This window comes from Radicibacter daui, from assembly GCA_030657355.1.
GTDB lineage: Bacteria > Pseudomonadota > Alphaproteobacteria > Radicibacterales > Radicibacteraceae > Radicibacter > Radicibacter daui.
In genome coordinates this window covers 2,402,384-2,420,784 of record CP131056.1, presented here as the reverse complement: position 1 = coordinate 2,420,784, position 18,401 = coordinate 2,402,384, and the positions used below count along the sequence as shown (strand labels likewise).

The 18,401-nt window shown below is 62.7% G+C and carries 16 protein-coding genes and 3 tRNA genes; 8 read left to right on the top strand and 11 right to left on the bottom strand.

The features are described from left to right. The first annotated feature begins 82 nt into the window (after positions 1–82). The 5 genes from QTL98_RS11400 to QTL98_RS11380 all read left to right on the top strand — a co-directional run bounded on the left by QTL98_RS11400 (position 83) and on the right by QTL98_RS11380 (position 6,351). Positions 83–1,276 (top strand): amino acid ABC transporter permease, encoded by a 1,194-nt coding sequence (locus QTL98_RS11400; protein ID WP_445678607.1) that lies wholly within the window; start codon positions 83–85, stop codon positions 1,274–1,276. A gap of 4 nt (positions 1,277–1,280) precedes the next feature. Continuing rightward, complete coding sequence (locus tag QTL98_RS11395) at positions 1,281–2,411, top strand: amino acid ABC transporter permease (RefSeq protein WP_445678606.1); 1,131 nt, start codon at positions 1,281–1,283, stop codon at positions 2,409–2,411. A gap of 42 nt (positions 2,412–2,453) precedes the next feature. Beyond that, positions 2,454–3,197 (top strand): amino acid ABC transporter ATP-binding protein, encoded by a 744-nt coding sequence (locus QTL98_RS11390; protein ID WP_445678605.1) that lies wholly within the window; start codon positions 2,454–2,456, stop codon positions 3,195–3,197. 189 nt (positions 3,198–3,386) lie between these two features. Beyond that, positions 3,387–5,600 carry a VTT domain-containing protein gene (locus QTL98_RS11385; protein WP_445678604.1) on the top strand — a complete coding sequence of 738 codons (2,214 nt, stop codon included), beginning with the start codon at positions 3,387–3,389 and terminating at the stop codon, positions 5,598–5,600. Positions 5,601–5,859: 259 nt separating this feature from the next. Beyond that, positions 5,860–6,351: a sigma-70 family RNA polymerase sigma factor gene (locus QTL98_RS11380; protein WP_445678603.1), complete on the top strand. Its 492-nt coding sequence runs from the start codon at positions 5,860–5,862 to the stop codon at positions 6,349–6,351. 105 nt (positions 6,352–6,456) lie between these two features. Here the strand turns inward: QTL98_RS11380 and QTL98_RS11375 are convergent, their stop codons facing one another. The 8 genes from QTL98_RS11375 to QTL98_RS11340 form a co-directional block, all read right to left on the bottom strand. After that, on the bottom strand, positions 6,457–7,362 hold the full coding sequence (locus tag QTL98_RS11375) for a PRC-barrel domain-containing protein (RefSeq protein ID WP_445678602.1): 906 nt from the start codon (positions 7,360–7,362) through the stop codon (positions 6,457–6,459). Between the two features lie 292 nt (positions 7,363–7,654). Beyond that, positions 7,655–8,254 carry a BON domain-containing protein gene (locus QTL98_RS11370; RefSeq protein WP_445678601.1) on the bottom strand — a complete coding sequence of 200 codons (600 nt, stop codon included), beginning with the start codon at positions 8,252–8,254 and terminating at the stop codon, positions 7,655–7,657. A 115-nt stretch (positions 8,255–8,369) separates the two neighbouring features. Beyond that, positions 8,370–9,230 (bottom strand): sulfurtransferase, encoded by an 861-nt coding sequence (locus QTL98_RS11365; protein ID WP_445678600.1) that lies wholly within the window; start codon positions 9,228–9,230, stop codon positions 8,370–8,372. A gap of 61 nt (positions 9,231–9,291) precedes the next feature. After that, the gene (locus QTL98_RS11360) at positions 9,292–10,308 is read right to left on the bottom strand and encodes a cysteine synthase A (protein WP_445678599.1); all 1,017 of its coding nucleotides are present in this window, start codon (positions 10,306–10,308) and stop codon (positions 9,292–9,294) included. 160 nt (positions 10,309–10,468) lie between these two features. After that, on the bottom strand, positions 10,469–11,065 hold the full coding sequence (locus QTL98_RS11355) for an NUDIX domain-containing protein (RefSeq protein WP_445678598.1): 597 nt from the start codon (positions 11,063–11,065) through the stop codon (positions 10,469–10,471). Positions 11,066–11,166: 101 nt separating this feature from the next. Next, positions 11,167–11,535: a response regulator gene (locus tag QTL98_RS11350; RefSeq protein WP_445678597.1), complete on the bottom strand. Its 369-nt coding sequence runs from the start codon at positions 11,533–11,535 to the stop codon at positions 11,167–11,169. After that, positions 11,535–13,748 (bottom strand): HWE histidine kinase domain-containing protein, encoded by a 2,214-nt coding sequence (locus tag QTL98_RS11345; RefSeq protein ID WP_445678596.1) that lies wholly within the window; start codon positions 13,746–13,748, stop codon positions 11,535–11,537. Before QTL98_RS11345 ends, QTL98_RS11350 begins: the two co-directional genes overlap by 1 nt. Then, positions 13,745–14,362, bottom strand: coding sequence for a biliverdin-producing heme oxygenase (locus QTL98_RS11340; RefSeq protein WP_445678595.1), 618 nt, complete (start codon positions 14,360–14,362; stop codon positions 13,745–13,747). Before QTL98_RS11340 ends, QTL98_RS11345 begins: the two co-directional genes overlap by 4 nt. A gap of 191 nt (positions 14,363–14,553) precedes the next feature. Between QTL98_RS11340 and QTL98_RS11335 the strand changes: the two genes are divergently transcribed. After that, the gene (locus tag QTL98_RS11335) at positions 14,554–15,261 is read left to right on the top strand and encodes a Crp/Fnr family transcriptional regulator (RefSeq protein WP_445678594.1); all 708 of its coding nucleotides are present in this window, start codon (positions 14,554–14,556) and stop codon (positions 15,259–15,261) included. A 68-nt stretch (positions 15,262–15,329) separates the two neighbouring features. On the opposite strand, the gene QTL98_RS11330 is transcribed toward QTL98_RS11335, so the two are convergent. The 3 genes from QTL98_RS11330 to QTL98_RS11320 form a co-directional block, all read right to left on the bottom strand. Further along, a tRNA-Asn gene (locus QTL98_RS11330) sits at positions 15,330–15,405 on the bottom strand. Between the two features lie 32 nt (positions 15,406–15,437). Then, positions 15,438–15,513: transfer RNA gene (locus QTL98_RS11325), tRNA-Asn, on the bottom strand. A gap of 114 nt (positions 15,514–15,627) precedes the next feature. After that, a tRNA-Cys gene (locus tag QTL98_RS11320) sits at positions 15,628–15,701 on the bottom strand. Between the two features lie 275 nt (positions 15,702–15,976). Here QTL98_RS11320 and QTL98_RS11315 point away from each other — a divergent pair. Together QTL98_RS11315 and QTL98_RS11310 are read left to right on the top strand one after the other, a co-directional pair. Further along, the gene (locus QTL98_RS11315) at positions 15,977–16,630 is read left to right on the top strand and encodes a protein-L-isoaspartate O-methyltransferase family protein (RefSeq protein ID WP_445678593.1); all 654 of its coding nucleotides are present in this window, start codon (positions 15,977–15,979) and stop codon (positions 16,628–16,630) included. Positions 16,631–16,868: 238 nt separating this feature from the next. After that, positions 16,869–18,242, top strand: a complete 1,374-nt coding sequence (locus QTL98_RS11310; RefSeq protein WP_445678592.1) for a TolC family outer membrane protein — start codon at positions 16,869–16,871, stop codon at positions 18,240–18,242. The last annotated feature ends 159 nt before the right edge of the window (positions 18,243–18,401 follow it).

Here is an 18,401-nt window from a genome sequence, read left to right as displayed (position 1 = left end):
GTCAGGCAGGCCGGGGCGGGGAAACCCGCCCCGGCTTCTTCTTATCCGCGTTTTCGTCTAGCGCACAGAACAGGAAGGCCACATGGCGGGCAAAACTTCCCAGTCTGAGGGCGCCTCGCGTACAGTCAGCGACGTCCTTCACAACGAGACGTTCCGCGCCATTCTCGCCCAGGTCATTCTGGTTGGGGCGGTCGTCCTGGCTGCCTGGTATCTGGTGTCCAACACACTGGATAACCTCGCGGCGCGTCAGATCAGTACCGGTTTCGGTTATCTGACCAAAAATGCCGGCTTCGAAATTTCCGACAAGTTCATCAGCGTCTCTGCTGCCAATTCCTATGGCCGTGCGCTGCTTGCCGGTTTGGTGAACACGCTTGTCGTGTCCCTTATCTCCATCGTTCTGGCATCTCTTTTTGGCACCATCGTCGGCATCTCGCGCCTGTCGAAGAACTGGCTGGTAGCGAAACTAGCGCTCACCTATGTCGAAGGTGTCCGCAACATTCCGCTGCTGCTTCAGCTGATCTTCTGGTGGAAGGTGATCACGGCTATCGCGCCGCAGCCGCGGGATGCGCTCCAGATCCTGCCGGAGGTGTTTTTCTCCAACCGCGGACTCAACTTTCCGCTGATGTCGCCGGACCCCGTCTGGGGCTGGGTATGGCTTGGCCTGCTCGTCGGCATCATCGGTGCGGTGTTTATCTGGCGGTGGGCCAACAAGGTGCAGGCCAGGACCGGCAAGCGCCCCGGCAGCATACCGCTCTATCTGGCTTCCATCATCGGCGTGCCGGTGCTGGTCTGGCTGGTGGGCGGTGCCCCGACGGGTGTTGACGCCCCGGTTCTCGGCCGTTTCAGCCTCACCGGCGGCGGTTCGGTGTCCACGGCCCTTCTGGCCATGATCGTCGGCCTGACCTTCTATACCAGCACCTTCATTGCGGAAATCGTGCGTTCCGGTATCCAGGCGGTCAGCCATGGCCAGACGGAAGCCGGTGATGCGCTCGGGCTCAGCCGCCGTCAGGTGCTGCGTCTGGTGGTGCTGCCTCAGGCGCTGCGCGTCATCATCCCGCCGATGACGAGCCAGTACCTCAACATCACCAAGAACAGCTCACTCGGCGTTGCCATCGGCTACCAGGAAATCGCCAGCATCACCAACACCACGCTGAACCAGACCGGCCAGGCCATCGAAGCCATCGCGCTCATGATGGTGGTCTATCTGTCCGTCAGCCTGACGTTGTCGCTGCTGATGAACTGGTACAACCATCAAATCAAGCTGGTGGAGCGCTGAGATCATGGCAACGACTGCAAATTCGAAAGCCAAGCTCCCACCGTCTTCTCCGGTCCGTCCCAACCCGGGCAAGGCCAGTGTCGGCGCTATTGGCTGGATGCGGCAGAACCTGTTCAACAGCTGGTTCAACACACTGCTGACGCTGCTGATCGCAGTGATCGTCCTGCGTGTTGTGCCGGGCGCTGTCGAATGGCTTATCATCAACGCCAGCTTCGGCCCGTCGACGTCGGAAGAATGCCGCGTCGTCGCGCTTCAGGACCATGGTGCCTGCTGGGGATCGCTCTGGGAGAAGGGACGTTTCATTCTCTTCGGCCAGTTCCCCTATGAGGACCAGTGGCGTGCGGCGATTGCCTGCCTCGCCATCACCGGTGCCATGATCATCAGCGGCTTCCGCTTCATGTGGCGTCCGCGCCTCATCGCGGTGTGGGCCGTTGCGCTCTTCCTCTTCTTCTGGATGATGGGCGGTGGTCTTGGTCTTCCCGACGTGCCGACCAACTTCTGGAACGGTCTGCCGCTGACTCTGATGCTCGCCGTGTTCGGATCGATCTGCTCGTTCCCGATCGCGGTGCTGGTGGCTCTTGGCCGGCGTTCCTCGCTGCCCTTCATCAAGGTCTTCTGCGTGCTCTATGTCGAGCTGATCCGCGGCGTGCCGCTGATCACCGTGCTCTTCATGGCAAGTTTCATGTTCCCGCTCTTCCTGCCGGAAGGCGTGAGCATCAACAATCTGCTGCGCGCGCAGATCGGCATCATCCTCTTCACCGCGGCCTATCTGGCCGAGGTGGTTCGTGGTGGCCTGCAGGCCATTCCGAAGGGGCAGTATGAAGCGGCCGATGCACTGGGTCTGGGTTACTGGAAGAAGATGATGCTCATCATCCTTCCGCAGGCCCTGAAGATCTGTATCCCGCCGATCGTGAATTCGATCATTTCGATGTTCAAGGACACCTCGCTGGTCCTCATCATCGGCCTGTTCGACATTCTGGCGCTCGCCAAGGCATCCCATCAGGACCCGCCCTGGGCGCTCTATTTCGGCGAGTTCTACATCTTCGTCGCCTTAATCTACTTCTGCTACTGCTTCAGCATGTCCAAATACAGCCAGTGGCTGGAGCGCAAGCTGAACCGTGGCAACAAGCATTGACCGCCGGCCTTGAAACCGGCGCTCAAGGGAGACAGACAAGACATGGCTGAGGACAACACTCCCGCCGTTCTCCTGAAGAACCTCAACAAGTGGTACGGCGAGTTCCACGTTCTGCGGAACATCAACCTCTCCGTTAAGCGCGGCGAAAAGATCGTGGTTTGCGGCCCTTCGGGCTCGGGCAAATCCACCATGATCCGCTGCATCAACCGCCTTGAGGAACATCAGGAAGGCTCGATCACCGTCGACGGGATCGAACTGACCGACAACCTCAAGAACATCGATGCCGTGCGCGCCGAAGTCGGCATGGTGTTCCAGCACTTCAATCTTTTCCCGCATCTCACGGTGCTGGAAAACTGCACGCTGGCACCCATATGGGTGAAGAAGATGCCGCGCAAGGAGGCCGAGGAGAAGGCGATGTACTTCCTCGACCGCGTGCGTATTGCCAACCAGGCCCACAAGTATCCGGGCCAGGTTTCCGGCGGCCAGCAGCAGCGCGTGGCGATTGCCCGCTCGCTGTGCATGAGCCCGCGCATCATGCTGTTCGATGAGCCGACCTCCGCCCTTGACCCCGAAATGGTCAAGGAGGTGCTGGACACCATGGTGATGCTTGCCAAGGAAGGCATGACCATGCTCTGCGTGACCCATGAAATGGGCTTCGCCAAGGCTGTCGCCGACCGCGTCATCTTCATGGACAAGGGCGAAATCGTGGAAGAGAACGAACCCGAAGAGTTCTTCTCCAACCCGCAGAGCCCGCGTACCCGCACCTTCCTGGAGCAGATCCTCTAAATCTGCTTTGAGGTGTTGTTACAAAAGGCCTCGCACCCTCCCGGTGCGGGGCTTTTTTTGTTATCCGGCTGCCAGCCCTTCAACAGGGGGGAGGGCCGTCTGGAACCGCTACCGCAGTGCAACCGTTAACTCGCTGGAGGCGCGCGGGTTCTGGCATCCGCTTGGCCATCACGGGCGGGAGTGCGGCAGATGCGGAAAGAGGCGGTGAGGGCGCAAGAAGCGGGTGAAGAGCTGCCGGAAGCGCAACCGGGATATCATGCTGCCTTCGCCGCGAATGCTCCGCGCGCACCGGTCCATGCCCTGCTGCGGCCGGGTAGCACTGTCTGGCGCACGGCACGGGCGCATCGGGCTTCCGTGCTCGTGGATGCTGCCGGCTACTACGCCGCCCTGCGTTCCGCCATGCTGGCTGCCCGCTCCAGCATAGACATCGTTGGATGGGACCTCGACAGCCGTACACCGCTGGTCGGGGAAAGCGGCCGGCCGGATGATGATCTGCCGGTGACGCTGGCGGCTTTCCTCTCGGCGCTGGTGCGCCGCAATCCCGCGCTGCGCGTGCGCCTGCTGCTCTGGGACTATTCGCTCATTTACGCGCTCGAGCGCGAGCTGGCGCCGTTCTATTCCTTCAACTGGCGCACCCCGAAGCAGATAGAAATCTGCCTGGACGACAGCGCCCCGCTGGGGGGCTCGCAGCACCAGAAGCTGGTCGTGATCGACAACCGTATCGCCTTCTGCGGCGGGCTCGACATCACCAGCCGCCGGTGGGATACGCCGCACCACAAGCCGGATGATCCGCGCCGGACAGATCCGCGCGGTGCCAGTTATCCGCCGTTCCATGATCTGCAAATGATGGTCGACGGGCCAGCCGCAGCGGCACTGGGCGATCTTGTGCGTCAGCGCTGGCGGTGGGCCGCCTGTGAGCAACTGAAGCCGCCGGCGGGCGCCGGGGCGGCTGCCGACGGCTGGCCGGCCGCGGTCACACCGGATTTTCTAGATGTCGATATCGGTATTTCCCGCACGGTGCCGGAGGCCGATACCGCTCCGGCGATCCGGGAGGTGGAAGCCCTGCATCTGGCCCTGATCGGCGCAGCAGAGCGTCATATCTATATAGAAAACCAGTTTTTGACTGCCGCCGGCGTAGCGGAAGCACTTGCCGCCCGCATGCGCAAATGCCCCGGTCTGGAACTGGTGATGGTTGCACCGCGCCGATATCCGGGTTGGGTCGAGAGCCAGGCCATGCAAGGAGGCCGCGCGCGGTTCATGCAGGTGCTGGACGCTGCCGGGGTGATGGAACGGGTCAGGCTGGTTTGCCCGGTAGTTTCCGGGGCCGATGGCAGCCAGACCGACATCTTCGTCCATTCCAAGCTGATGATCGTGGATGACCTTGCGCTGCGCGTCGGCTCCGCCAATCTCGCCAACCGGTCGATGACCATAGACAGCGAGTGCGATCTGACGGTTATTGCTGCCAATGAAACCCAGCGCGCCGGCGTTGCCGCCGTGCGGGCACGCCTGCTTGGGGAGCATCTCGGCCTTGCGGCAGAAGATGTCGAGCGGCGGCTGTCGCAACCGGATGCCTCCCTGCTGGCCCTGATAGATGCTTCGTCTGCCGCCGCCGGGGCCAGGCGCGTCTTGCAACCTGTCGACCCGCAACTTGCCGACGAGACGCTGGAGGGGATTGGCGCCCTTGCCGATCCGCAACCCTCAGATGGGCTTTCCGCCTCGGGAGACAAGGCGCCCCGTAAACGCTGGCGTGGCTGGATGAAAGCGGCCCTTGCCCTGGGGGTGCTGGTCGTAATGGGTCTGGCCTGGCAATATTCGCCATTCGTTGAGCCGCAAAAGCTCGCCCACTTTCTGGGGCAGATGGCGGACCGGCCCTGGGCGCCGGCGCTGGTCCTGGTCATTTTCATCCTCGGCGATCTGGTGCTGTTCCCGGTCAACCTGCTCATCCTCGGCACCATTACCGTCTTTGGAGGCTGGCAGGGTGCTGTGCTTGCTGGATCTGCCGCGCTGGCGAGTGCCTTCACCACCTATTGCTTCGGGCGATGGCTGGGCGGCCCCATGCTGCGGCGGCTGATCGGCCCCCGCATTAACCGTGTCCGGCAAAATCTCGACAACAAGAGCGTTGTTGCGGTTGTCACCTTGCGACTCTTGCCGATCGCGCCGTTCTCCATCGTCAATCTGGTGTGTGGAACCATCCGGCTCGGATTGCGTGATTATCTGATCGGCACGGCGATGGGGCTGGTGCCCGGGCTGATCGTCATTTCGGCGGTCGGCAATCAACTGGTACGCCTCATCACGCACCCGACCCTGGAGCAGGGGCTGCTGTTTGGCGGTTTCGTGCTGCTATGGACGTTGGTAACACTTGGTCTGCAAAGATTGTTCAGCCGCGCACGGCGCACCGCCTGAAAAGGGCGCCAGGATCAAGTCAGGAAAATTCTCTCCTGCCAACAAAAAGCCCAATCTGATGCCGGATTGTGGCGTTCGGACTATAAGTATCGATTCTGTATATATATTGATGGTCTGAATTGTGTAACTACCGCCGCATTTTATGGTGCGTTACTTGTTCTGAACTGCTGCCGTCAGGAACACGCCCTTAACCGGAAGCGTTGAAATTAAAACGCGATCATTCGTGATTTTATTTCAACATCCGGGAGTGGCTTCATCGATGGCATCGCATGAAATCATCCTCGCGCGAGCGACGAGGGTTCTGCTGCCGGCGTTGCGGGCCTATGCCTATAGTCTGACGCGCAACCCGTGGGACGCAGACGATCTCGTCCAGGAAACCCTGCTGAAAGCTCTTGCCAATGTCAGCCGCTTTGAGATTGGTACCAGCCTCAAGGCATGGCTCGTCACCATCATGCGCAATACCTTTCGCAACACGCTGAAACGGCGCGGGCGGGAGAGCCTGCGCGACGCGGCGGCCATTGCACTCGAGGTGGCGATCACCGGCGGCCAGGAGGCCGGACTGTTGCTGCGGGATACGGCGCAGGCGCTCGACAAGATGTCACCGGAACATCAGGAGGTCATCATCCTCGTCGGCGCACTCGGGCTGAGCCACGAAGACGCGGCGGCTGCTGTGGGCTGCCCTGTCGGAACCATCAAGAGTCGCCTTACGCGGGCGCGCCAGCAGCTTGCCGGCCTTCTTGGCGAGGGGTGATCTCTGCAGCCCGAAACCAGCAATCTCGAAATTGCCACGAAAAACCCCGGCCGAGCGGATCGACCGGGGTTTTTTCTTATCTGCCATGAAGGGCAGGATACCTGTTTACGGCGTCGAGGGCGTCGGCGTGGCCGGCGTCACCGGCTGCGGCGTGCTTCCGCCATCTGCTGCCGGAGCCGTTGCCGAGGGGTTATCCTCGTCATATTCCGGCGCGGCATCCAGCTGGTCGCTGGTCAGGGACACGGTGTAGTTCGCGTCGCCCTGGCCGAGGGTCAGCTCGTTGAAGTTCAGGGCCGTCTTCTTGTTGCCGATATTGAGGAAACCGCCATGGTCAATCACCACGTACTTGACCGTGCCGTCCTCATTGATCACGACATTGTCGATGCTGGCGACCTGGTTGCCATCCGGACCGTCAACTTCGGAGCCGATCATGTCGCTGAGGGCGACGCCCTGCTGGACAGTCACGTCGTCCTTCCACAGCCAGTTGTCCTTGCGCAGATACCCCAGCACTTCGGCGCGCTGTGCATCGCTCATCGACGCTGTGATGGCGCCATCCTTGCCCGGGGTCAGCGTCAGGTCGTCGAACTTCACGGCGACTTCCTCGTCACCTTTGCCATCAGCGGCCGGACGCTTGATCACCACATAGGAGACATCGCCGTTTTCGCTCACGACGACGTCTTCGACGTCGCCATTGGCCTGCTCCTTGGTGCCGCCAGAGGCGGCGATATCAAGACCAATCAGCTTCTTGCCGCTGATATCGCCATTGGCAAGGCGCACGGAATCGCCCTTGCGCCAGTCACTGCCGGTTGCGGCGGTATCGCCGGTAGCCGACGAGCCCGGCATCGCAGGGTTGGCCTGCGTGGCGGCGCTGTTGGCCGGATCGGTGGTCGTCTGGCCCGGCGCAGTCGTCTGATCCGGGGTGGTCTGGGTCATATCGGCGGCATAGGCGCCGGCAGCGCTGCCTGCGGCGAGTGCTGCGATCGACAGGGCGGCGAGCAGTTTGCTGCGCATGATTGTTCCTCCTGGTGTGTTCACGCACCGGCGCATGATCATTGTCATGGAGCCGGTAGAGTTACCGCCAGGGGCAAAGTTGCAATGCCCATTGGCAATCGGGCCTTGGGCATGAAGAAACACAAACACATCCCCCATTCAGGAGACGGTCTTTATTTCGGCAACCTGGCTCCATTGTGCGGCCTGTAATAGTAACGAGCGAGCTCAGCCGTTTGTTTCTCAATGGAGTAAGGCTTTATTCGACTTTTTATATTGATGCTTTGAACGGATTTAACGGAACAAATTTAGGGTTCTACGGTGCCGGTACCGTCCGGATGGCGATGCGCAACTGGTTGCGTACACGTCTTACGCCGGCAACGGTCCGCGCGAGCGCCTCGGCGCGGTGGCGGGCGTCCTCATGCGGCACCCGTCCGGCAAGCCGGACATCACCTGCTCGCAGCAAGACGACGATCCGCGCCCCCTGAAGCAGCAACTCGCGCTCGAACAAGGCCTCGATCTGGCGCAGCATGCGCACTTCGAGCACCGTATAGCCGTCAAGGCCGGCATCGGAGGGGCGCCTTTCATCGGCTTCACCGGCAGCAACCGGACGTGCATAGGCCACCCGCACATCGGCAGCCCCTTCTGGCGGAAGGCTCAGCGCGTAACGCGCTTGCTGGTCCCGGGGGTCAAATGTTCTTTCATCACCCGTCCAGCGGGTGGCCCAGCTTTCGCCGAACCGGGCACTTTCCTCGTAAGTGGGCTCGGCCTTTTGCGGGCGGCCATTTTCGAGGCGGGCGATCCCTTCGCGATTATGCTCGAGCTCAAGACTATGCCGGGTGGTGTCCGCTGCGTCATTGCCGGCAATTGCCGGTCGGCGACGGGATTTTTCAGGCTCTTTCGGGGTATTGACCATTTTCCGCTCCTTGCGGGTATTCGCTCGCGCCGTCACGGCGCGAGCGATCCCTATAAGGGCGGAACCGGCGCGGACTGCATAAGTTCCCCTGCCGACCGGCACCGGCACGGTGCTATCAGCCGTCGCTGCCGGTAACCACCGGACGGCCGCTCTCCGGCAATCCCCATTCGGCCCAGGAGCCGTCATAGACGGCCCAGCCGCCGCTGGTGCCGGCGCGCTCGAGCGCCAGCGCCAGAATGCAGGCTGTCACACCGCTGCCGCAGGAGCAGACGACAGGACGCGCATCGATGCCGACACCGGCGAAGCGCTGCCGCAGGGCGTCCGCCGGCAGCATGCGCTTGCTGGCGGCATCGATAAGGTCGGTATTCGGCAGATTGTGGGAGCCAGGAATACGGCCGGAGACGCGGCCCGGCCAGGGTTCCGCTGCGTTGCCGGCAAAACGTTCAGCCGAGCGGACATCGACAACCATTTCGCCCCGTGCGGCCGCGCTTGCCACCTGTTCGGCGGACCGGACCAGCGCCGGCACGGAGCGGGCGTGGAAATCGCCGGCGTCAACCGGTGCCGGCTCGCCGGTTTCGGTCCTCAGGCCGGCCGCCAGCCAGGCCGGAAAACCGCCATCAAGCACCTGCACGCGGTCATGCCCCATGGCGCGGAACATCCACCAGCCCCGCGGCGACAGCATCATGCCCACATCGTCATAAATTACGATGTGGTCGCCTTCGTTGATGCCGAAGCTGCGGACGTACCGCTCGAAATGCTCGGGCGTCGCCAGCATGTGGGGCAGGGTGCTTTCAGGGTCCGAAGCGGCGTCGATGTCAAAAAAGCGGGCGCCCGGCACATGCGCGGAAAGATACCGTGCATGGGCAAGACGGTCACGGCTCGGCACCACGCAGTCCACGGCCAGCACTTTGAGGCCCGGGGTACCGATAAGGCCGGCCAGTTCCTCCGGGGAGATCAGCGGATCCGCAAAGGCCATGGCATGTTTCCTCTCCTGGAAATGTCAGGAGCCTCGAGCGCCAGGGCCTGCGCCGGCTGGTTCAGGCCAGCCAGGCCGGGACCGGAAGATTGCGCGCCCGCAGGAACTCCGGATTGAACAGCTTGGATTGATAACGCGTGCCTACGTCGCACAGGATCGTGACGATGGTATGGCCCGGCCCCATTTCGCGTGCAAGTTTTACGGCGGCAGCAACATTGATGGCCGCCGACCCGCCGAGAACCAGACCTTCCTGCTGGATCAGGTCGAAAAGCAGCGGCAGCGCTTCCTCGTCGGTCACCTGCACGGCGTCGTCGATCGGGGCTCCCTCAAGGTTGGCCGTTACACGGCCCTGGCCAATGCCCTCGGTAATGGAATTGCCGCTGGAGGCGAGGGTGCCGGTCTTGATCCAGGAATAGAGCGCAGAGCCCATCGGATCGGCCAGCACCACCCGCACATCCTTGTTGCGTTCCTTGAGCGCCATGCCGGTGCCGGCGAGCGTGCCGCCGGTGCCGCAGGCGCAGGTGAAGGCATCGATCTTGCCGCCCGTCTGTTCCCAGATTTCACGGCCGGTGGTGCGATAATGGCCATCCCGGTTGGCGGTGTTGTCGAACTGGTTGGCCCAGATCACACCCGCCGGTTCGGTCTCGGCAAGTTCCTTGGCGAGGCGCTCGGAATAGCGCACGTAATTGTTGGGGTCCTTGTAGGGAACAGCCGGCACAAGGCGCAGGTCGGCGCCGATGAGGCGCAGGGTGTCCTTCTTCTCCTGGCTCTGCGTCTCCGGCATCACGATGACGGTGCGGTAACCGCGGGCGTTGGCCACCAGCGTCAGGCCGATGCCGGTATTGCCGGCCGTGCCTTCCACGATAACGCCGCCGGGCTTCAGCAGCCCTTTTTTCTCCGCATCCTCGATAATCGCCAGCGCCGCACGATCCTTGACCGACTGGCCGGGATTGAGGAACTCGGCCTTGCCGAGAATCTCGCAGCCGGTAAAGGCGGAGAGGCGCGGAAGGCGGATAAGCGGGGTGTTGCCGATGGTGCCGACAAAACCGTTGGTGATGGCCACTGTCTTCAACTCCATGTTCCTTGCCTGCTGTGGCAGCCGGATTTTACGGCGCCGGCGGCAAAGGGCATCAGGTTGTGCTCCCCGCAAAGTGGCGAGGGCGTGATGGCAGGAAGCTAGCCTCGCTGCCGGGTTGGTTCAAGCACTCCATTTGTGTAAAATCATTTTTTTGTGTGAATTAAACCACCCCGGCCCAGTCGCGCCGGAGCTGCGTCCGTTTGCGCTCCAGCCACATCATCAGCACCAGCGTGGCGGAGTTATCGAGCCGCCCGGCCTCCAGCCACTCGATGGCTTCGGCAAAGGGCAGGACGAAGGCGCGGATATCCTCGCCCTCATGTTCAAGGCCGAACATGCCGCCCGCTGCCGAGGCATCGACCTCGCCGATGTAGCAGAAGACTTTTTCGTCGCAGCCGCCGGGCGAGGGGTAGAAAACGGGCGCCTCCAGCACCCGGCCGACTTCCAGCCCCGCTTCCTCCAGCGCTTCGCGACGGGCAACGCGGTCCGGTGTTTCATGGGTGTCGATGATGCCGGCGACAGCCTCGATCATCCAGGCGCGATCGAGCACGGCAGCCGGGCCGGCGCGAAACTGCTCGATCAGCACAACCTCGTCGCGTACCGGATCATAGGGCAGCAGCGCTGCTGCCTGCGCCCGCACCAGGATTTCCCGCTCCATCTGTGCCGTGCCGCCGGCAAAAAGCTCGTGCTCGAAGACGAAACGCTCAAGCTTGAAGAAACCCTTGTGCAGGGGATCGCGGGAGACGATGCGGTAATGCATGGAGAAACGCTGTCCATTTTGCCTGTCGGTGGGCGCAGGACAGCAGCCGGACAGGCGGTTGGCAAGTCCGGGGTTCGGCTGCGGGCAGGGACGGGCAACGCTCAGCCGGCCGGGTTGGCCTTCAGCGCCAGCTCAATGACCTGACCGAGCATCCAGGCGTTATAGGGTTTGCGGACAATGGCGACGTCCTTCATGTCGTCAGGAAGCATCGATCCGTCGCCGTAGCCGGTCGCAAAAATAAACCGGATGCCGCGCTTTGCCAGCTCCCGGGCGATGCCGATAGACGTTGAGGCACCACCAAGATTGAGGTCCAGAACGGCAAGGTCCGGCGCCGCCCGGCGAATGGCCTCCATCGCCTCACGCTCGGTTGCGGCGGTATCAACCGCAGCAGCGCCGAGGTCTGCGAGGCAGGCTTCCGCCTCCAGCGCGATAACCAGCTGGTCTTCAACCAGCAGAACACGCAGTCCCATCAGCAGATCACGCCGGGAAAACCCTCTGGCTCCACTTTCGTCTCCGTTTCGATGCCCGTGCCGGCTGTTGCCGGTGTTGCCCGCACATAGCGGGACGGAATAACCAGCCGGGCGCGAACGCCGTCCGGGTGATAGTCGATCTCGCTGGTGCCCCCGAGATCGTAGGGAACGGCGCGATCCACCAGCGTGGCGCCGAATCCCCGCCGTGTCGGTGGCGAGACGAGGGGGCCGCCGCTTTCCAGCCAGGTGATTACGCAGTCGCAGTCTTCGGTGAGCGTCCAGCCGACATCCAGATGTCCGGCGGACCGGGACAGGGCGCCATATTTGGCGGCGTTGGTCAGAAGCTCGTGGATCACCAGCGCCAGAACGGAATAGGCGCGTGCATCGAGCACGACTTCCGGCCCGCCAACGCGGACCCGCGACAGATAGGGTTCGGCTTCGGCGCCAACCAGCGTGGCAAGCGATCCACCGCCATCGCCTCGTAAAACCTGATCATGCGCATTTGAAAGTGCGAGGATGCGGCCTTCGAGTGCGGCGACATAATCGGCCATCGGCCGCTTTTCGCTGGCGCCCTGACGAACGAGCGAGCGGATCAGGGCCAGGATGTTCTTGACGCGGTGGTTGAGCTCGTCATTCAGACGTTTCTGGCGAATTTCCGCCTTGCGGCGCTCTTCGGCCAGCAATTCGCCCTGGCGCATGATGACTTCCATCATGCCAACCCGCAGCGTTTCCGCCGCCTCGCGGGCGAATGCTTCCCACGGGACGGATTGGCCGCGCACCGTCTCCTGCCAGAGGGCAAAACTCTTGCGCGGCGTCAGCCTGTCGCCAAGGGGGCCGGTTTCGTACTGCTTGTTCGGATCGCCCGCCCAGTCGATGGTACGCACTACCTCCTGGCGGAAGAACAGCACATAGTCCTGCGACAGCTGGCTGAGCGGCACGGCCAGCACCCCGGCAACGCTTTCCAGCATCCCCTCGGGCAGGGCCATGTGCGAGGGAAGAGAATGGGTGGCCCATATCTGCCCCGGCGCCTGCTCATGGGCGAGCCGGGCGATCGCGTGGAGAATGCGGGTGGGGGGCGTGAGGCCGGATACCGTGATCGCGCCATCAAAATGGATGCCAACCCCGTCGCACCGGATGATCTCCGCCAGCTCGCCGATATTCTGGCCGAAGAGGCGGGCCGGGCTTTCTTCCTGCGCGAGATCCTGAAACAGCGCATCCAGCTTGCGACGGGCCCGGGCCGAGGCGTCGATGGCGCGTTGCTGATGCAGGGTCTGCACCTGCATGGAGAAGAACTGGCCGAAAAGCTCGGCATTGAGGCGGGTGGTAAGGGAGAGCGGGCGGGCGGAATAGTGGTGGCAGGCAATCAGCCCCCACAGCGCGCCATCCACGATAATCGACACCGACATTGAGGCCCGAACGCCCATATTGCGCAGATATTCCAGATGAATCGGGGAGACGCTGCGCAGCTGGGCGAAGGAAAGATCGAGCGGCTGACCCGATGCATCGAGGAGGGGTTCGATGGTCGCCCCGGTATCCCCGGCGTCACCGATCACGCGGATGATGTTCTTGACGTAAAGCGCGCGGGCCTGCTGCGGAATGTCCGAGGCCGGAAACCACTGCCCCAGAAAGGATTCAAGGTCCGGCCGGCGGCTTTCGGCGACCACCTTGCCGGCGCCGTCCTCGCTGAACTGGTAGATCATCACACGGTCATACCCCAGCGCTTCCTGAAGCAGCCGGGGCGTTCCGCGCAGCAGGCCCTCCACCGTCGTGGCCGCGCTCAGGCGGTGCATGACGGCGCGCACCAGCTCCATATCGCCGCGTTCGCCCGGATCCGGGCTGGGCATGAACTCGAAAATTGCATTGCCGCCATAGGAGTGGGCGGCAATGTCGAAAGTGCCGGCGTCATTCCCGCACGGCATGCCGAAATAAAGGCCGGGGCGGGCGGGCGTTACCGATTTGGCAAGCGCATTGAGGGCGGCATGCGCCGCTTCCTTGCCAATCACCTCGCCGAGCGGGCGGCCCGGCAGTGAGGGCATTTCTGCCCGCAGCAGGTTTGCGGCGTTGGCCGAATGACGGCGAATGACAAAGGTGGCGGGATCGCACGCCAGAAGGCAGCCATGCGACTGGACCGACCCGGGAATGTGGATCGGCTCGCGGTCGCACGTCGTCAGGTCAACGCCGGCGCCCGCCGCGGGGGCGGAGGAGCGGCTCATGATGCAGGCCCTGCGGCGAACCGGTCGAGGAAAACGCCAAACGCCGTATGAGCGGCTGCGATAGTCGTCGCAAGGTCACCGGCGATTGTCGCTTCACTCTCCAGCCGGGCGGCAAAGGAACGCCACAGGTCCTGTTCGCGGCCATGGGTCAGGTACCGCACGTTCTGGCGCACCCGCTCACCGGCCGGCTCCAGCTGCTTCAGCACAAAACGCGCACCAAGGCGCGAACCTTCCAGAACATAAAGGACGCCAAAAAGGGCGGCGGGTGAGGCCGGCAGTGTAACGGACCTGGCGTCGGGAATATCCCCCTCCAGCCCCTGGAGATCGGCACAGATCGCACTTGCCCGGGTCCGGCTTGGCCAGTCTTCCAGAAGCTGCGCGACACCGCCGCGCTCAAGCGCGGCCTCAAGTGGCAGCAGCGCCGCTGCCGAGGCCATGAGGAAATCGCGGTAACCGGCGTCGTCCGAGAGATTAAAGCGCGCAGAAAGGGCATCAAGCCGCCGATGGGCATCGGCGGTCGCTTCTTTCAGGGCAAACCGGACACTGGCGGACGGAACAGCCGAGGCGGCTTCAGGCCGTTTTTGCTGCAACTGGCTCGCCTGCTGGAAGTTCATGTTCTGTGGTCACTTTTCGGTCTTCGCGGCGGGGAGCTATGGCGCCGCATTATACAGCCCCGACCCCGACTGTAAGTTCACTAGTGAACATTCGGAGTTGATGGGTCGTTCAGGTTGTAGGAGCGGAGATAACCTGGAGATTGTCCAAGATGGACCAACGTACGTCGAAATCGTTAACAGACATTACAAGGATGGTAGAAAATCGCCTGCTCGGCAAACTGCAGACGCCGGATCTGGTGCTGTTGCTGCCACTGGCTGAAACGTGGTCCCCTCCGGTCGGGCACGTTCTGCTCGAGCCCGGAGACGCGGTGGATTATTCATATTTTCCCTGCGGTCCGACACTGGTGTCGTTCCGGGTCGTGTTTGCCGACGGTGCTTCCATCGAAACCGCGCTGGTGGGGCGGGAAGGGGCCGTTGGCGGAATCGTCTCACAGGGCCAGCTGCCGGCCTTCACCCGGGCCATCGTGCAGCATCCGGGCCCGCTGATCCGCATCCAGACCTCCCGGCTTGAAGAAGCCAAGATGCGCTCCTCGACCATCCGGCACCTTCTGGCCCGGTATGCCGATTGCCTGCTGGCGCAGGTTTTACAGGCAACCGCCTGCAATGCCGTCCATTCCATCGAGCAGCGCATGGCCAAATGGTTGCTGGAGGCTGTGGCGCGAACGGGCGAGGAGCGGGTGCCGCTGACCCAGGAGCAACTGGCCGGCATGCTGGGGGTCGGGCGCAGCTACATCAACCGGCTGGTGGCGAACTGGAAACATCGCGGCCTGCTGCGCTGGCATCGTGGCGTGCTGTCAATCGACGACATAGAGGCGCTGCGCACCCTCAGTTGCGCCTGCAACGAGGTGGTGCGGGAACATTTCGATGAAGTGCTGAACGGGGTTTATCCGCGCGGCTGACCCGAAGGTGAACGCATTCATCAACCGCCATCACGGCCGGCGCGAGCTCAATCTCTGTCGGGAGAGAATGGCTCCGTGGGTAGGACTCGAACCTACGACCGGGCGGTTAACAGCCGCCTGCTCTACCAACTGAGCTACCACGGAACACTATAAGCAGGCGAGGGGACGAGGATTGCTGGCTCCGTGGGTAGGACTCGAACCTACGACCGGGCGGTTAACAGCCGCCTGCTCTACCAACTGAGCTACCACGGAATGGCAACCAGCAAATCGTCACCTGACGCGGCGCGCTTCATATCAAAAGCCGAACGATCTTCCAACCGCTTTAACCGACTTTTTTTTAACCATCTCCCGAAAAATTTCGAGTGATGGAGGCCCGGACCGGAATCGAACCGATGTACGAGGATTTGCAGTCCTCTGCATGACCACTCTGCCACCGGGCCAGACACTTGCGCGACGGCCACCCTGCTTTGGGGTGGCGGTGGTATAGCGACGGGACAAGGGGTGGTCAAGGGGCGATGCGATCAGATTTTCATCCTCGTGCCCCTGCGGCTTTCCGGAACGATTTCCTCGCGTTGTCTAACCGGCCCCGGCACATTATACAGGGGGCAGGCAATATCAGCAGACACCCGTGCCTCCTGCAGGTTCCGTTCCCGCGATCGGGAGGGAGAGAGCAGGGACCGCAGTGTTTGCCGGGGCAATAATCAGGACGAGCAAAATGAGCCTCTTCGCGCAAGCGCGTATGAATATGATCGAAGGCCAGATCCGGCCGAACAAGGTGACCGACAGCCGTATCGTCGACGCGATGGCTGTTGTGCCGCGCGAGAAGTTCCTGCCGGAAGCACAGCGCGGCTTTGCCTATATCGATGAAGATATCGCCTGCGCGCCGGGCCGCCACCTGATCGAGCCGATGGTACTCGCCCGTCTGCTGCAGGCCGCCAGCATCGGCGCCAGCGATGTGGTACTCGATATCGGCTGCGGCAGCGGTTATTCGCTCGCTGTCATTTCGCACCTCGCCAGCACCGTCGTCGGCATCGAGAGCGACGAAGCGCTGGCCGCCCGGGCCCAGACGCTGATCGGCGAGCTGGAAATCACCAACGCTGCCGTGGTCAAGGGCGACCTGCAGCGCGGCTATCCGGAGCAGGCGCCTTACAACGTGATCGTTCTAGCCGGTGCGGTTTCCGAGGTGCCACAGTCGCTGCTGGGCCAGCTTGCCGAGGGTGGCCGTCTCGTCACCGTGGTGCGCAAGGGGCTCGTCGGCCACGCCGTGCTGTTCGAGCGCGTGGGCAAGAATGTCTCCCGGCGGGAGCTGTTCGATGCCGGCACGCCGATCGTTCCCGGTTTCGAAGCCAAGCCGGCCTTCGTATTCTGAGGCTCGCGGTTTAGTATTCGGTGCAGCGCCGCGCTTGTTGGCCGGAAGAAAAATCTTTTCGGCCAATAGCGTGGCGTGAAGGCGTTAACATTGTGGCAGACTGAATTGCGTATAGGGTGCCTGCCATTCTCGGCAACGGGTGTGAATTACATCCAGCGGCGGGGCAGTCGCCCCCAAGCCCCCGTAGGCCCGGGACGGAACTTTCCGTTCATAACGACCGATCAAGAAGGGTAAACCGATGTCCGTTCGCGCCAAGACCGGTCTCAGCCTTGCCGGTGCTCTACTGTCCAGCACCATGTTCGTGGCCGCCGCGCCGGCCTCTGCGCAAACGCTCTTCGATACGCTCTCCCAGGCTTATCAGACCAGCCCCGCGCTCGATGCCGAACGGTCGGCCCTGCGGGCGGTGGATGAAAATGTGCCGCAGGCACTCGGCGGCTATCGCCCGTCGGTTTCCGGCGAGGCCAGCACCGGCGCCAGCCATATCGACACCAACAAGTCTGATTCCGAGGATGTGAACCCGTCCGAAATCGGCATCACCGTAACCCAGCCGATCTACACCTTCGGCCGCACCGAAGCGGCGGTGAACAAGGCCGAGGCCCAGGTGCAGGTCGAACGCGCCCGGCTGCTCGCCACCGAGCAGAGTGTGCTGCTGGATGCCGGCACCGCCTATAATGACGTCTTCCTTGCCCAGGCAACGGTAGAGCTCAACACCAACAACGAGCAGGTCCTGCAGCGTCAGCTCGAAGCGACGCGTGACCGCTTCAATGTAGGCGAGATTACCCGCACCGATGTGAGCCTCGCGGAATCGCGCGTTGCCGGCGCTACGGCGGCCCGCATCAATTCCGAAGGCAATCTGGTGTCGCAGAAGGCCATCTATGAGCGTGTTGTCGGCGCGGCGCCGGGCACGCTGAGCGCTGCGGCCTCGCTGGACCCGTTCCTGCCGAAGTCGCTGGATGATGCGCTGGCGCTTGCCAACAAGAACAGCCCGACCCTGCGGGCAGCTGACCAGCAGGTGACCGTGGCGCAGGAAACCGCCAATGCGGCCGACGCCTCGCTGCGGCCCAGCATCTCGGTGACCGGCGCTGCCAGCTATGGCTATGACAATGTGAGCTCGCTGCCGGGCGCCACTGCCACGCAGGGCTCCGTCATCGCCAGGCTTTCGGTGCCGATCTACCAGCAGGGTGTCGAATATTCGACGATCCGCGCCTCGCGCCAGTCGCTGCTGCAGAGCAAGCAGGAGCTGGACCAGACCCGCCGTGAGACCAACGACAGTGTCGTGCGGGCCTGGACCTCGCTGATGACGGCCCGTGCCCAGATCAAGTCGATCAAGGCTCAGGTCGAATATGCCGGTGTCGCCCTCGACGGCGTGCGGCAGGAGACCAATGTCGGCTCCCGTACCGTTCTCGACATGCTCGACAGCGAGCAGGACCTGCTCGATGCGCAGGTCTCGCTTGCCAGTGCGCAGCGTGACGAAGCTGTTGCCGCCCTCAATCTGATGTCTGCTATCGGCGCTTTGACGGTCGGCGGGCTGCAGCTCGACGTGAAGGCCTATGATCCCACTGTCCACTACAACACCGTGCGGTCGAAGTGGTGGGGGGTCGACAGCAACTAATCACGCAGCTAATCTTTCAGCGAACGTCATCTAGCGTTTTGTTGTGACAAAACGACTGGATGTTGTAGGGTGAAGTCCGGGGACCGCAAGATGATCCCCGGACTTGCCATATAAACACGGACGGGAGCCGGGTTTCCTCTGCATGAGTGACGCGAAGGA